Here is a 16,463-nt window from a genome sequence, read left to right on the forward strand (position 1 = left end):
TCATTATCTTATCAGTGTAACATCGCCCGCTCTCACCCTCATCTTTCCATCAGCCGTTTTATAACGAACCCTATAAATATAGACTCCTTGAGGAGCCAACCTGTTTTGCTGATAACCATCCCAACCAATGTCTATATCATTACTTTCAAAAATAAGCTCACCCCAACGTGTATATATCTGTAACTGATACTCAATAATTCCCTTTTGTGTAGTTGGATAAAACACATGATTTCTCCTGTCTCCCAACTCATATCTCCCGCCAGATGGCCCCGATGGATTGGGAGTGAACGCATTTGGAAAAGCCAAATCGCCTCCCTGTTCCACCGTTAAGGCTTCTCTGAAAACATACTGATCCGTACAACCATCATTATTGGAAACCTGAAGCGTGACATCATAAACGCCTACTCCGCTGTACTGATGAGTGGGTGAAAAATCTGTAGAGGTTACCCCATCGCCAAAGTCCCACAAGTATGATGTTGCACCAATTGACCTGTTTATAAAAGCCGGAGAATCATCGGGAATATAAAGCAAACGGGGAACAACCTCGAACATAGCTACAGGGTTTTCAAACACGATAATTTGTAAATCTTCCGCTTCGCTGACTCCTCCAGGTCCGGTTGCAGTTAACCTGACATTATAAGCTCCAGGCGTTCGAAAAACATGAACCGGCTCAGCTTCTTGCGACATTCGGCCATCGCCAAACTCCCATAAAAAAGTATTGGCATCGACTGTATTGTTTCTGAATTCAACAGTAAGCGGAGGACATCCGCTTACTGGGTCGCCATAGTCAATCACGGGAAGCATAGGATGTATCAATAGATTCTGGGCAAACACATCGCTACACCATTCACTGTATGCAGTAAGAACAATCGTGTAATTTCCCGAAACACCATACTGATGCTGACCAGGATGAGCGCCATCAAAAACGTTTCCATCACCAAATTCCCAATGATAATCCCAATTGGCTCCTTCCGTAAGATTTTCAATTGAGACCTCTCTATCCGGCATTTGCATTTCAATAGGAGAAACTAAAAAATTTGCATTGGGAGAAGGGAAAACTGTTACTTCTGCAAAAGCTGTTGACTCGCAAGAAAACGCGTTAATACCGGTAACACGGGGAGTAAATACGACCGGTTCATCACCTTCATTAACATATGTATGGACAACTTCACGACCAGGACTACCGGTGTTGCCATCACCAAAATCCCAATCATAACTTACAGCTCCCGATGTCGCCGAAAATACAACTTCAAGAGGAGAACATCCTTCCAATGGGGTTGCACTGAGCGATAAAACCGGAACCGGATAGACCGTTATCGGGATTTCCACCGAATCGATGCAGCCAAAATTGTTCTCGGCAAACATCCAGACCGGATATAACCTGACAAAACTCTCCTCGTTTCCAAATAAGTATTCCGGAGTAGCTTCTTCGGAATTGGCAGCTTCCTCCTCAAAAACCCATTGGTAACTATCGGCCCCGATAGAAGTATTCGTAAACTGAACCTGCAAAGGAGCACATCCGGCATTAGGTAAAGCAGAAGCTCTTGCCCGCGGAGATGGAGCTACCTCGATGGGAAAAGTATAGCTATCGTTGCAATTGTAAACGTTTGTTGCAGTTAAAGTGATGGAATAAGTTCGAATGTCACCAGTAAGATTTTCATAAATAAAAGAAGGTTCCGTTTCGGTAGAAACAGCTCCCCCACCTAATTCCCAATGATATTCGTCGGCATCGGTGGATTGATTATAAAATGTAACTTGGTAAGGAGAACAACCCCTTTCCGGCAGAGGATCTACCAAAGCCACAGCCTGTGGCATAAATTCAATCTCCACTTCAGCAAAGCCTCCGCAATTTGCGGCAGTGGCTTCAGTCCATCTAAATATGTATACCCCGGCGTCAGAAACAACAGCTCTGGTTTCCGACATGTTCTCATCATCAAAGGCAACACTTCCCTCTCCCGATTGCAAAGACCAATAACCTGTTCCTTCATCAGGAAATGCTTCAAGAACTATTTCTGTTCCACAAACAGAAGCATCATCCATAATGCCAGGCGAAGGAACCTCCGAAAATATAATCGTTACAATATCGCTGGCAACACATCCATCCAAATCTACTAACCAACGAAACTCGTATGTCCCGGATTCCGTTACGGTTACGGATGTCTGTGCATCAGCAACATTGGTAAAAGTGACATCACCGGCTCCCGAAACCAATGACCATACCCCTGAAGCATTCGCAGGTTCCACAGAACCTCCCAATTCATAAACCAATTCACATACTTCATCATCAGAGCCGGCACTAACAACCGGCTGTTCATTTACAATAATTGTGATGGTTGCTTCGCTGCTGCAATCTCTGTCATCAGTTACCCTATACAGATATTCAAAAGTTCCTGTCTCGTTAGATAAAAACTCAGGATTTGGCACGTCTGTTCCTGAAAGCAGATCCAAATGGTCTCCTTCCCACTCGTGAAGGACATAAACTCTTGAACCGCCAGTAGTAATGGGATTCAAGCTCATCGGCACTCCCTGGCAGGCTTCCACAACTGGCGGGTTAAATTCTATCTCTACCGGCTCAATTTCTATAAGAATACTCTCAGTTGCTCCACAATTATATTCATCTGAGACAGTTACCGAAAGATTATAACTCCCAATATCTGTGGTAAAAAAAACAGGATCGGCAATTGTGGTATTGCTTAACGGATCGGTATCACCTGTCCAGTTAATATCTAATGGCGGCGTACCACCAGCTATTTCTACATCCAGATATTGTTCCAAACCGGGACAAAGGTAAAATGCATCACCGGCAATTAGATCGATAACAGGGGATTCTCGAACCTCTATCTGCACGTTCCCTGATGCTGAACACCCATTTACATCCGTCACAAAATACTCAATGGTATGTAAACCCGGCCCGGCTTCGGAGGGATAAAACCAGCGGGAGTTGGGATTAATCATTCCCGGCCCACTCCAGGTTCCGCCTGTTGTTGCCGGGTGAAGCAGTACCCGTGGATCATTATCACAAAATGGACCAATGGCGCCTACAGTACCATCGGGCAAATCAACAATTAAAGCGATGGCGGTGGTTTCAACCGGATCGAAACCTTGATCGTAAGGATTACACTGGTTCCAGTTGCGAATGGTCACCTCAAAAAAATCACCCACTTCGTAATAATCGGGGATGTATATTTCCAAACTTTGATTCATGGGAGGCATGGGAGCTTCAATGGGTTGTGTAGTTTCTTCTACCGGTCCTTCGAATGGATAAGTTCGAACAGTGCCATCCACCGTCGCAGTATAAATATCAGTGCCACCGGTTCCATAAACCCATTGAATCCATCGGCGGCGTTCGTTTTTTCTGTCTTCCTCAATGGGTGGTACACAATTCCACTGACTCACATCCATGAAGGTAACTGTTCCGTCATTCCCTATACAAATAGGGAAGACTTCGGGATTAATCTGAATCTCCCCTCCGTTTTCATCGTCGGTATCCCATACTGTAACAATTTGAGTTTGGATAGAACTGGTACAGAGTTGTCCGGCAACCATCAGCATTGTTCGGGGAGCATAGTTACACTCATCACCTCCTTTGGGATAAGTATGCACCGCAGTAATCCCCCATGAATTATCATGAGCGCTATAAATGGCATCAATTATTTGAGGTGGACTGCCATCATCCCAATCCACATAAATTTTAACATCTGTTCCGGTATAGTCAAGTCCTATGTAATGAATTTGCCAGGTGGCAACAACTGGCGCACAAGGCTTATCCTGCAAAATCAAATTACCTCTTGATCCAAAATCACACAATTGAGCTTCAACTCCCATTTTTGAGAGAAACAGAAAAACCCAAACCAAAAAACCGGCTAACCTTTTCACCACCATCTTCTAACCATCAACATTCATTGTTCAATTCATCAACCTAATCTCATCCGGAAAACACCGGTGAGCCACAACCAGATTCACACCAATGAAGGCATTATCACATCCCACGTATTACAATGCCATTGCGCAGCAATATGTAATATATTATAAGTTCGCACTTTAACCGTAAAATGTCAAACGCAAAAAACAAAAATGAGTTTCATCATTTTTTTATAACCAAATAAAATGGAATTTAACTGTAGAATTTTGGAGTAGAGAGTGATTAATACAACCACAAGGTGTTGACATAATTAATAACGTATGATTCAAAAACTAATTGCATCCATTTTGCCATTCTTGCCGAAAAAATTCATCTGGATGTTTTCCAAAAGATATATTGCAGGTGAAAACATTGAAGATGTGGTAAAAACAACTTATGATCTGGATGCCATAGGAATAGCGGTCACCATCGACTTTTTGGGTGAGTTTGTCACCACCTTGGAACAAGCCCGTGCCCAAAAAGAGACATACATGGCCATTATCGACCGGTTTGGCCGGCAGCAGGTCAATGTTTCTCTCTCTCTAAAACCAAGCAGTTTTGGATTACTCATTAATGAAGAGGCATGCTACGCCCTGGTAAGAGAGGTCGTAATAAGAGCAGCGGCCAATAGTCGAAGGGTACGCATAGATATGGAAGATTCAAAATGCGTGGATAGGGAAATAAAACTCTATAAAAGGATCCACGAAGAGTTTCCGCACAATGTAGGGATAGCTATCCAGGCATACATGAGAAGAACAGATGCAGACCTGAAGAATATGCTGATGTGGCATACCGAAGAAACCCCGGTTAACATCAGACTCTGCAAAGGTATTTACAATGAACCGGAAACCATTGCCTTTAAAAAACATGAACAAATCAATGCTCAATTCCTTAAAAATCTTGAATTCTTGCTCACCAGCAACATCTTTGTGGGAATTGCCACACACGATAAACATCTTATCACCGGTGCGTTAAACATCATCAATAAATACGGATTCAACGAAGACCTGTATGAGTTTCAGATGCTCTACGGCGTTACCCCTGAATTGGGCAAAGAAATTGTTGAGAAAGGCCATCCGCTGCGCGTTTATGTTCCGTTCGGGAAAGATTGGTTTGGATATTCTACCCGAAGATTAAAAGAGAATCCAAAAATGGTTGGACAAATTATAAAAGCACTTTTCGTGAGAGGTTAATGCCACCACGTGGCATCAACCAAAACGTTTTCTGATGGCTTTAGGATACAGAATAGTCAACATCACACTTCGGGATAACATGAATAAAACCATTCCCACCCATATGGCATGATTCTCCAAATAAGGGAACAGTAGGTAAAACGGTGCAAAGAAAAACAACAGAGCAGAAAGAAATACACTGTTTCGCATGGCTCTGGATGCGGTAATACCAATAAAAACGCCATCCCAAATAAAAGACCCGAAACTGACCAAAGGTATTATTACCACCCAAATTAGATAACTGGATCCGGCCTCAATCACCTCTGCCTGATCAGTAAATACCCCCAAAAGCATCTTCCCCATGACTGCATACAACAATGAAAAAAGGATGGCAAACCCAATTCCCCATCGGAACAGAAGGACAACAGTCCTCTGCAACCGGATTTTATCTCGTGCCCCAAAAAACTTCCCAATAAGAGCTTCGCCGGCATAGGCAAAACCATCCAGAAAATAGGCAAAAAGAAATAAATATTGCAATAAAGCACTGTTTACAGCCAACACAACATCTCCAATTCCTGCAGAACGCGATGTAAAAAAAGTAAATACTGCTATGATGCTTAGCATTCTGATAAAAATATCACCACTTACATTCAGGAAATGTTTAAGATTACGAATCAGTGGTATCAATTTAAGAGTAAAACAGGACGATAACGAACGATACTTTCTATAAAACAGAAAAATGGCAAGCAACAATCCGGAATACTGTCCCACCACCGAACCCAGTGCCACACCCTCGGCCTGCATGTTTAAATGATTCACAAAGATGAAACTCGAAACCACGTTCAACAGGTTAACTGTAACCGCAATCAGCATGGGATAAATGGCATTCTGCATCCCCAAAAACCAGCCATACAAAACCATCAGAGCGATGGCTGCAGGAGCAGCCCAAATTCTCACAAAATAATACCCTCTGGCAATCTCCTTAACCTCTTGACTTCCTTCAAGCAACCAAAAACTAAAATTGGCCAACGGAACCTGCAAAGTTAATAGCAAAAAGCTTCCTGCTATGGCAATCAGCATTCCCCTCTCAAGCACAAGCGCCATCTCTTCCCTATCATTACGGCCAAAGGTTTGTGCTGCCACCCCACTCATTCCCATTCTTAAAAATGCGAATCCCCAGTATACGAAATTAAAGATAACACTTCCCAGAGCTACTCCACCCATAAAATGAACCGATTCCTGATGTCCCATCAGATACATATCAACCATCCCTAGCAAAGGAACCGTTAAATTTGTAAATATATTTGGTATGGCTAGCCGGTAAATCTGTTTGTTCACGTTTCACAGTTTTCAGGCAAAAATAGTTATTTACATCGAATTCAAAATTCAAACAAATCACCTTGTCACCCATTACATCTGTTTACGAATTATAAGCAAATACTTGAATCTCATAATATGATTTTTATCAAACCACCTCAAATCATGCACTCTACCACCTATTATACAATGCATTACACTCATCATGCTAACCCTAAATTCCTCTTACAATTTAACAGCATTGTTCAAAAAAAATCTTATTTTTGAGTAAACCACATTTTAAAACTTACACCATGGACAGCAAGCTTAAGGAGTTTATGAACACTGTCAGGATGAATAATCCGGGAGAAGAAGAATTTCTTCAGGCAGTTCAGGAAGTCGTTGAAACCATATGGGAATTCTATCAGGAAAACCCCCGTTATAAAAAGGCCAGAATACTTGAAAGGATGATAGAACCGGAAAGAGTCATTATTTTCCGGGTTCCGTGGATGGACGACAACGGTGACGTCCATGTAAACAGGGGATTCAGAGTTGAATACAACTCTGCCATAGGTCCTTACAAAGGAGGTTTAAGATTTCACAGCAGTGTTTCGCTCAGCAGTCTGAAGTTTTTGGGTTTTGAGCAAACCTTTAAAAACAGTTTGACTTCTCTTCCTATGGGTGGAGGGAAGGGTGGTTCCGATTTTAACACAAGAGGTAAATCAGATGCTGAAATCATGCGGTTTTGTCAATCATTCATGAGCGAATTATATCGTCATATCGGTCCAAACACCGATGTACCAGCCGGCGACATCGGCGTTGGCAGCCGGGAAATAGGGTACTTATATGGCATGTATAAAAAACTGAAAAATGAATTTACAGGTGTTTTCACCGGCAAAGGAAGAGAATATGGAGGAAGCCTCATCCGACCGGAAGCTACCGGTTTTGGAGCCATCTACTTTGTTCGGGAAATGCTCGCATTGCAAAATGAAAGTCTAAAAAACAAAACCATCGCCCTCTCCGGTTTCGGGAATGTGGCATGGGGAGCAGCCACAAAAGCCGTGGAACTGGGTGCTAAAGTAGTAACCATTTCTGGCCCCGATGGATATATTTATGATAAAGACGGCATCAGTGGCGAAAAAATTGATTATCTGCTTTGGTTAAGGAACTCCAATATGGATGTGGTTAAACCCTACGCAGAGAAATATGGCGCCCAGTTTTTCGAGATGAAAAAACCATGGGAGCAAAAAGTTGATATTGCCATTCCATGCGCTATCCAAAACGAACTCAATGAAGAAGACGCAAAAACTCTTATAAGTAATGGTTGTCAACTCATTGCAGAAGCCTCCAACATGGGTTGCACCGCCGAAGCGGCCACTCTGGCTGCCAAAGAAATCCTGTTTGGCCCGGGGAAGGCAGTTAACGCTGGAGGCGTGGCCGTTTCCGGACTTGAAATGACCCAAAACAGCATGAGAATAGATTGGACTCGCGAAGAAGTAGATGAGAAATTAAACCAAATCATGACCAATATTCACAATACATGTGTTAAATTTGGCCAACAACACACAGGCAAAATCAACTATATAAAAGGAGCCAACATCGGTGGCTTCGTAAAAGTGGCCGAAGCCATGATGGCACAAGGATTGGTGTGATCTTAAAAACTGAGCTCTGGCTACTGAAAACTGATAATTGAACACTGAAATGATAGACACACATTCTCACATTTACGCGAAAGAGTTTGACCAGGACAGAGACGAAATCATACAAAGAGCAAAAGATGCCGGAGTATCCGGCATCTTTTTGCCAAACATAGATGTAGCCAGCATACAAAGAATGCATGAAACGGAAGAAAAATATTCGGGTTTTTGCAAAGCCATGATGGGACTGCATCCAACATCAGTAAAAGAAGATTATAAAGAACAATTAAAACAGATTGAAAAGCATCTTAACCAAAGGCCATATTCAGGTGTTGGTGAAATAGGGATGGATCTGTATTGGGACACCACATTCAGAAAGGAACAGGAAGATGCTCTGAACAGGCAAATCAATTGGTCTAGAGAGCTGAATTTACCGGTTGTTATTCACACGAGAGATGCATTTCCGGAAATATTTTCCGTTTTCGATAAAGCATATGACCCTCAACTTAAAGGCATTTTTCATAGTTTTTCAGGGTCACTCGAAGATGCCAAACACATCCTCTCCATGCCGGGATTTTATCTTGGGATAAACGGAGTCGTAACTTTCAAAAAATCAAATCTCCCTGAGATACTGGTTGAGATTGGGTACGAAAAACTGGTTCTTGAAACCGATGCGCCATATCTGGCTCCTGTACCATATAGAGGGAAAAGGAACGAACCGGCATATTTGACAAATGTAATCAATAAACTATCAGAAATTTTCAATGTTTCTATAGAAACATTGAAAGAGACAACAACAAAAAATGCAATAGATCTTTTCGGCAAAATCGATTGAAATCAAAACCTAATCATTTTAAAAGTGAGACAAAAACTCCTAATCATATACACCGGTGGAACAATTGGAATGGTTAAAGACACCACGACGAATTACCTGGTTCCCTTCGATTTTGATAACATCTATCAACGCGTTCCCGAGCTCAATAAATTCGATTTTTTAGTAGAAAGCACCTCCTTTAGTCCAGCTGTGGACAGCACCATGATGCGTCCGGAAATCTGGATTCAACTGGCCTCAATAATAGAAGAAAAATACCATGAATATGAAGGTTTTGTTGTACTTCATGGTACCGACACCATGGCCTATACGGCAAGCGCGCTCAGTTTTCTCCTGCACAACCTAAACAAGCCGGTGATACTTACCGGCAGCCAGCTCCCGTTGGGAGCCATTCGTACAGATGGCAAAGAAAATCTTCTAACGGCAATAGAGATTGCATCAGCTCAAAAAAACGGACGTGCAATGGTTCCCGAAGTGGCCATATATTTTCAGGATAAACTTTTTAGGGGGAATCGAACGACCAAATATAATGCAGAGCATTTTCATCCATTCAGATCAGATAATTATCCTGCTTTGGCAGAAGTTGGGGTTCATATAAAATATAACTATCCCTATATCCGATACGCCACAGAAGAAGGCCAATTCTATGCATCAAAAAAGATGAACACTTCTATTGCGCTAATAAAAATATTTCCGGGAATTACCCCCTGGGTTTTAAACGCTCTTCTTCAGGCGGAAGGAATAAAAGCTGTAATACTGGAAACATACGGCTCCGGGAATGCACCAACCCATAAATGGTTTCTTGATGCCTTAGAAAATGCTGTCCGTAAAGGGCTAATCATTCTTAACGTTACACAATGCCTTGCAGGCAGCGTGGAAATGTGGCGGTATGAAACAGGCATGCATCTTTCCGGGCTCGGTGTTATCAGTGGACACGATATGACCACCGAATCAGCTGTAACTAAGATGATGTATCTATTAGCCAACAGCAATTCACCCGAAGAGGTAAAAAAGAACCTGAATAAAAACCTTAAGGGTGAAATAACACTTTAATCAAGCGCTATTTTATATTTTTTTTGTAATTTGCACCCGGTTTGGCAATTCTAAAATCAACAAAAAAATTTAAGATTCCGAATTCATAATAAATAATAGTGAGTCAAAACAATAACAAAAGGGTTACAACGAGCGGCAAAAGAGCAAGTTGAACTCATTAACAATCAGCATATTTTAACGTTTGTTTACGTTATAGCGTGTTTAAAAACAGCTATTCGCCATTAAAGATAATATAAGCACCCTCTAGGCGTTAAATATTTTAAATTCTGATGGCAAATATTTGTTTTTCGTAACAGATACAATTATTTTTGTTTTCAATGTTTTAAAATAAATATGATCATTGAGTATTAACAAACCAATACAAATTTCAAATTAAGAACACATTATGAAAAAGCTAATTGCGTTTTTGGCAGTTGTTGGGATGCTTAACTTTTTAAGTTCATCAGCCATTTTTGCTCAGGAAGAAGAAACAGTAGGAACCGAAGTTGTAAACCAAGCAGCTCAGGCAGCTCCGGTAACAGTTGCAGAGGAAGGGTTGGAAGAGGCTGAGGATCGTGGCATCCACAAAGAAATTAAAGCTAAATTCATTGAAGGTGGTGCCATATTCATGAGTTTTGTGTTACTAGCTCTTATCTTCGGTTTGGCTATCTGTATCGAGCGTATCATTTATCTGAACCTGGCATCTACCAACACAAAGAAATTACTTCAGGATGTTGAGAATGCCCTTCAGGAAGGTGGCGTTGAGGCAGCAAAAGAAGTTTGCCGTAACACCAGAGGTCCTGTCGCTTCAATTTTTTATCAGGGACTTGATCGTTACGATGAAGGCATTGAAGTGATTGAAAAATCAGTTATTTCTTACGGATCAGTTCAAATGGGACTTTTGGAAAAAGGAATGACCTGGATTTCTCTGTTTATCGCCATTGCTCCTATGCTTGGGTTTATGGGAACAGTAATCGGTATGATCGATGCATTTGATAACATTCAGGCAATGGGTGACATTTCTGCATCTGCGGTTGCTGGAGGTATTAAGGTTGCTTTGATTACCACAGTATCTGGTTTGATTGTTGCGATTATTCTTCAGGTATTCTACAACTACATCGTTTCAAAAATTGATGGAATTGTAAACACCATGGAAGACGCTTCTATCTCTCTATTGGATATCCTGGTAAAATATAACACCAAAAAATAAGACCAAATTATGACTAAGCTTTCAAAGATATTAAACATTGTTTTATATGTATTGTTGGCTGTTACAATCGCATTGGCCGGGTTATTCTATTTCGGCGGAGAGATTGAAGGAGCAGCTTACAAAACACCTGTTTACACAGAAAGTATATTAAATTGGGCCATTGCTCTCGTAATATTTGCAGCAGCTATCTCTATCATTGCTGAAATCATAGCTTTGGTTCTGCGTCCTAAAAGTGCAATTCGCTCCTTGATTTCTATTGTAGGACTGGCCATCATCGTGCTGGTTGCATATAGTCTTGGAGACGCCACAGCTTTGGTTTTACCTGGCTATGACGGACCTGATAATGTACCTTCCATGCTAATGTTGGCAGATACATTTCTATACTCAATGTACTTTTTGTTTGGTATAGCAATTGCAGCCATTCTGTATACAGAAGTATCGAGGCTGTTTCGCTAACAATGGTAACAAACCTATACCATTACCAATGGTATAACAACAGAAAAAGAATTATTTTCTATGGCTAAAAGAGATATACAGGAAGTTAACGCAGGTTCAATGGCAGACATTGCTTTCCTGCTGCTGATCTTCTTCCTTATGACCACCACCATGGATACAGATACAGGGTTGACCAGAATGTTACCCCCACCGGTACTGGATGACCAGGAGCCCCCGCCACCAATCAGGGAGCGAAATGTATTTGAGGTGCTCATAAATGCTCAAAACCAGCTTTTGGTTGAAAGACAACCAATGGCTTTGAGCCAACTAAGAGATGCAGCAAAAGAGTTCATTGAAAACCCTTTGAACCTGGATCATTTGCCAGCTAAAGAAATGGTAGACGTACCTTTTTTTGGAACAGTTCCCGTAACAACCAATGCGGTAATCTCTCTCCAAAATGACCGGGGTACGCAATATCAAATGTATTTGGCGGTGCAAAATGAACTTCAGGCAGCTTATACTGAACTCCGTGATGAGATTAGCAGACGTCAGTTCAACAGACCCTACAGAGATCTGACTTCTGACGAGCAGTCCGCAGTACGACAGATATACCCACAAAGAATATCTGAAGCAGAACCACGTAATTTTGGAGGAAGAAACTAGATGGCAAAATTTAAAAAGAAAAAGAAAGGTGGATCAGGAGCGATTAACACAGCTTCGTTACCCGACATCGTTTTTATGTTGCTGTTCTTCTTCATGGTAAGTACTACTATGAAAGAGGTGGAAATGAAGGTGATTACAAGATTACCCGAAGCCACTGAATTAAGTAGACTTGAGAGAAAATCTCTGGTGACTTACATTTATGTTGGAGTACCTATGCGGCAGTATCAAAGGAGTCACGGAACTGAGCCACGCATTCAGTTAAATGATCAGTTTGCAACTCCTGAGGATATACAATCATTTATTGCGCAGGAAAGAGAAGCCATGAGAGAACACGAAAGACCTCTTATGACTGTTTCCATTAAAGCTGACTATGATTGTCCAATGGGTATCATTACCGACATTAAACAAGCATTAAGAAGAGCACAAGCCTTGAGGATTAATTACTCCGCAAGACAAGGTGATGATCTGGCCTATAATTTTTAAAATCATAGATTTTAAATAGGCACACTATATTAATAAACAAGAACGGTCAATTCGCATAGCGGATTGACCGTTCTTGTTTTAAATCAAAAAATCATCTATATTAAAACTCTGAACCCTGAACAGAATCCCCTTTTCACAATCATCTCCAATCAAATCAAAATCATGAGCATAGAACAAAAATACTATAACGTTCAGAACCAGTTTGAAGACACCGCCTTCGACCAGTTAATGCAAAAACGCATCCATCGAGTTTTGCTCATATGCAGTTCTTACGATGCTTTTATGCTTGAGGAAGATGGCCGGATTGACGAACAGATTTTCAATGAATATGTATCCCTTAGTTTAAGGCATCCGCCCCAATTCATACATGTAGCTTCAGCAGAGGAAGCTTTTGAGACACTTCAAACGACAAAGATTGATCTTGTTATTACCATGTTGAGTGTTGGTGGTATGGATCCATTTTCTCTCTCAAAAAAGATCAAAGACAGCTATTCAAACATCCCAATTGTTGTTCTTACACCCTTTTCAAGGGAGGTGTCTTTGTACCTCAGCAAAGAAGACACCAGTGCCATCGATTACGTTTTCTGCTGGTTGGGAAACACTGATCTGCTCTTAGCTATTATAAAGCTGATTGAGGATAATATGAATGCGCCTTATGACGTACCCGAAATAGGAGTGCAAACCATTCTGCTGGTAGAGGATTCCGTGCGATTTTACTCAAGTTATCTGCCGCTGATATACAAAATCCTCTTTAAGCAATCACGCAAATTTATGACAGAAGGGCTAAACGCCCATCAAAAGATGATGAGAATGCGAGGACGCCCAAAAATCCTTCTGGCACGAACTTTTGAAGAAGCCGCCTCTATTTATAAAAAGTATAACAAAAATATGCTCGGCATCATCTCCGATGTATCTTTTAAACACGATGGAGTGAAAGATTCAGAGGCAGGAGTTGCATTGGCAAAACTTGTAAAAAAAGAGAATCCATACATGCCGTTTCTGCTTCAGTCGTCTGATCAAAGCATCACACAAACGGCAAAGGAGGTTAAAGTCGGGTTCATTCATAAGCACTCAAAGTTTCTTTTACAGGAGCTTAAAGATTTCCTTAACAATTATCTGGCATTTGGTGATTTTATATTTATCAACCCTGCTACCGGTGAAGAAGTTAACAGGGTCAGTGATTTGCGTGAGTTGCAGGATAAATTGTTAAGCATTCCGAACGAATCCCTTCACTACCACTTCAAAAGGGATCATGTTTCTAAATGGCTGACTGCCCGTGCACTTTTTTCCATTGCCGATGTAGTTAAAGATCTTAAAGTTAATGATGACTCAGATATTGATCAAATCAAAAATGACCTGTTTCATATCATTGCGCATTTCAGAATGTATAAAGGAAGAGGCATCATTGCCTCTTTCGACAGCGATAGGTTTGATGAATACGTCAATTTTGCACGCATTGGTGAAGGTTCTTTGGGAGGTAAAGCCAGAGGGCTTGCCTTTTTGAGTACACTGATTAAAAAATACCCGGTTTTTAAAAGTTTTGAAGATGTCCTCATTTCAATACCCAGGACTGTAGTGTTGGGAGTAGATATTTTTGAAGCCTTTATGGAAAACAACAATCTCTACCCTATCGGGTTATCGGAAGTGCCTGATGAAGATATATTAAAAGAATTTGTGGCTGCCAAGCTGCCCGCTGGAGTAGAGAAAAGCCTGCTTAAACTTGCACAGGTGGTGCGAAAGCCCATAGCAGTTCGTTCATCAAGCATTTTGGAGGACAGCCATCACCAACCATTTGCAGGTATATACTCAACATACATGATTGCTCACAATCAGGATTGTGAGGAAATGGCAAAACAAATTGGTGATGCCATTAAATGTGTTTATGCATCGGTTTATTTTAAGTCGAGCAAGGCATACATGGCCAGTACGCTAAATCTCATAGATGAAGAGCGCATGGGAATTGTGCTTCAGGAGATCGTTGGACAGGAGCATGAAAACAGGTTCTACCCTACTTTCTCAGGTGTTGCCAGATCAGTCAATTTCTATCCCATCCCACCGGAAAAATCCGAAGAAGGAATTGTGAATGTAGCACTTGGTTTGGGAAAACATATTGTTGACGGAGGTACTTCTTTGCGATTTTCGCCAAAGTATCCACAAAAAGTCATCCAGCTTTCCTCTCCGGACATGACCATTCGGGAAACTCAAAAAACCTTCTATGCCCTGGATCTGGATGCAAGCACATTCTCTCCTGTTGTTGACGATGGTATCAACATACGCAAACATGATCTGAGTGCCGCCCTTAAAGATGGCTCAATGCGCTGGATTGGTTCTTTGCTGGACATGCAGAATTATGTGGTGCGGGATGGCACCATGGGCGAAGGATACCCTCTTGTTACATTTGCCAACATACTTAAATATGACGTGTTCCCTTTAGCTCAAATTGTAAAGGAAATTCTTGAAACAGGTCAAAAAGAGATGAACCAACCTGTTGAAATTGAGTTTGCCGTAGATTTACAAACACCTGACGATATGCCGTCGGTTTTCTACCTGCTTCAAATCAGACCTATTGTTGACAGCAGAACCTCGCTGGGTCCCGCCATTACAGTTGAAGATTCGGAAAATACATTTTTATATAGTGAATCAGCGCTTGGCAATGGTACCATAAATGAAATAAGAGACATTGTATATATTAAACCTGAAGTTTTTAAGCCGGCCAACAATTCTGCCATTGCCAGTGAAATTGAGTCTATAAATGATCTGCTTCAAAAAAGCAATCGACCCTACCTCCTTGTTGGCCCAGGTCGTTGGGGATCACAGGATCCGTGGCTTGGTGTTCCTGTAAAATGGCCACAAATATGCGGGGCAAGAGCCATTGTAGAAATGGGATTGGAGAATTACCATGTTGAACCCAGCCAGGGTACGCACTTCTTTCAAAACCTTACTTCATTGCGCGTTGCCTATATATATTTAAACACTCATTTGGGGCAAGGAAAAATGAATCTGGAATGGCTAAATGAGCAAAAAGCAGTAAAAGAGACATCACATATTCGACATGTGAGAACAAGCTCACCGCTTGTTCTCAATATTGATGGAAAAGAGGGTAAAGCAGCAATGCTTTACCCCAAATAAGTTATTGTCAAAATCCAAAAAGTCTGTATCCCAACGTGAACATCAATGTCCGACTCTTTCGGTCCAGTTCACTGCGGGATACATCATTCAATCCCCACTCATAACGTGCATCGAGACTAAATTTCCAAACCTGAGCACCCAAACCGGCCTGAAAATTCCAGTTGACATCATTCAAACGATCTCCAGACCACACAGAAGCAAGATCTCCTGAAACTGAAGATCGTTCACTTGCCTGAAAAGAGGCCACAGGACCAACGACTCCATATACATTGGCTACTTTTAAATCAAGAACTCTTAAGTGAGCAAGTATGGGTAAATCCCAACTGTAGTACGTTACTTTCTCGTTAAAAACACCATTAGATGCGCCAATAAATTCAGTTGAGCCACTTTTCCGAGCGTAATACAACTCGGGCTGGAGAGACAAATTGCCAAACAAACCTATTCTTGAATAAGCACCAATCATAAAACCACTCCTGAAATCATCCTTGGCATCCTGAAAGGTGTAATCGCCTAATCGATCAACCTTCCCGGTATTAAAAGAGGTTGAATTATATCCTGCCTTTAATCCCAACTCAAAACGGCTTTGTGCTTCGGCCACAGTGAATAATAAAAACACTGCAGGCAAAAATATCAATATTCGTTTCATTGTGAATTTTATTAAGTGAATAAATAA

Annotated in this window: 12 protein-coding genes; 9 read left to right on the forward strand and 3 right to left on the reverse strand. The window is 41.4% G+C overall.

The genetic code is table 11. The features are described 5' to 3' along the window. Positions 1 to 3 precede the first annotated feature (3 nt). Positions 4 to 3,876, reverse strand: a complete 3,873-nt coding sequence (locus B5X70_RS03335) for a PKD domain-containing protein (RefSeq protein ID WP_232468286.1) — start codon at positions 3,874 to 3,876, stop codon at positions 4 to 6. A gap of 306 nt (positions 3,877 to 4,182) precedes the next feature. Here B5X70_RS03335 and B5X70_RS03340 point away from each other — a divergent pair, with 306 nt between their 5' ends. Then, positions 4,183 to 5,094, forward strand: a complete 912-nt coding sequence (locus B5X70_RS03340; protein WP_079556458.1) for a proline dehydrogenase family protein — start codon at positions 4,183 to 4,185, stop codon at positions 5,092 to 5,094. A gap of 15 nt (positions 5,095 to 5,109) precedes the next feature. On the opposite strand, the gene B5X70_RS03345 is transcribed toward B5X70_RS03340, so the two are convergent. Next, positions 5,110 to 6,411: an MATE family efflux transporter gene (locus tag B5X70_RS03345; RefSeq protein ID WP_079556459.1), complete on the reverse strand. Its 1,302-nt coding sequence runs from the start codon at positions 6,409 to 6,411 to the stop codon at positions 5,110 to 5,112. A 242-nt stretch (positions 6,412 to 6,653) separates the two neighbouring features. On the opposite strand from B5X70_RS03345, the gene gdhA reads away from it, so the two are divergent. The 8 genes from gdhA to B5X70_RS03385 all read left to right on the forward strand — a co-directional run bounded on the left by gdhA (position 6,654) and on the right by B5X70_RS03385 (position 15,790). Then, positions 6,654 to 8,021, forward strand: coding sequence for an NADP-specific glutamate dehydrogenase (gdhA, locus tag B5X70_RS03350; protein ID WP_232468285.1), 1,368 nt, complete (start codon positions 6,654 to 6,656; stop codon positions 8,019 to 8,021). 49 nt (positions 8,022 to 8,070) lie between these two features. Next, positions 8,071 to 8,841: a TatD family hydrolase gene (locus B5X70_RS03355; protein ID WP_079556461.1), complete on the forward strand. Its 771-nt coding sequence runs from the start codon at positions 8,071 to 8,073 to the stop codon at positions 8,839 to 8,841. 24 nt (positions 8,842 to 8,865) lie between these two features. Continuing rightward, the gene (locus B5X70_RS03360) at positions 8,866 to 9,891 is read left to right on the forward strand and encodes an asparaginase (protein WP_088328633.1); all 1,026 of its coding nucleotides are present in this window, start codon (positions 8,866 to 8,868) and stop codon (positions 9,889 to 9,891) included. A 385-nt stretch (positions 9,892 to 10,276) separates the two neighbouring features. Continuing rightward, positions 10,277 to 11,080, forward strand: coding sequence for a MotA/TolQ/ExbB proton channel family protein (locus tag B5X70_RS03365; protein ID WP_079556462.1), 804 nt, complete (start codon positions 10,277 to 10,279; stop codon positions 11,078 to 11,080). A 9-nt stretch (positions 11,081 to 11,089) separates the two neighbouring features. Next, a complete protein-coding gene (locus tag B5X70_RS03370) occupies positions 11,090 to 11,536 on the forward strand; it encodes a hypothetical protein (protein WP_079556463.1) in 447 nt (148 codons plus the stop codon). Positions 11,537 to 11,596: 60 nt separating this feature from the next. Beyond that, positions 11,597 to 12,178 (forward strand): ExbD/TolR family protein, encoded by a 582-nt coding sequence (locus B5X70_RS03375; protein ID WP_079556464.1) that lies wholly within the window; start codon positions 11,597 to 11,599, stop codon positions 12,176 to 12,178. Further along, positions 12,179 to 12,661 carry an ExbD/TolR family protein gene (locus B5X70_RS03380; protein ID WP_079556465.1) on the forward strand — a complete coding sequence of 161 codons (483 nt, stop codon included), beginning with the start codon at positions 12,179 to 12,181 and terminating at the stop codon, positions 12,659 to 12,661. Positions 12,662 to 12,823: 162 nt separating this feature from the next. Next, the gene (locus tag B5X70_RS03385) at positions 12,824 to 15,790 is read left to right on the forward strand and encodes a PEP/pyruvate-binding domain-containing protein (protein WP_079556501.1); all 2,967 of its coding nucleotides are present in this window, start codon (positions 12,824 to 12,826) and stop codon (positions 15,788 to 15,790) included. A gap of 7 nt (positions 15,791 to 15,797) precedes the next feature. Here B5X70_RS03385 and B5X70_RS03390 read toward each other — a convergent pair whose 3' ends face one another. Further along, complete coding sequence (locus B5X70_RS03390; RefSeq protein ID WP_079556466.1) at positions 15,798 to 16,436, reverse strand: porin family protein; 639 nt, start codon at positions 16,434 to 16,436, stop codon at positions 15,798 to 15,800. Positions 16,437 to 16,463 lie beyond the last annotated feature (27 nt).

Source organism: Alkalitalea saponilacus (assembly GCF_900168165.1).
GTDB classification, from domain to species: Bacteria; Bacteroidota; Bacteroidia; order Bacteroidales; family Marinilabiliaceae; genus Natronoflexus; species Natronoflexus saponilacus.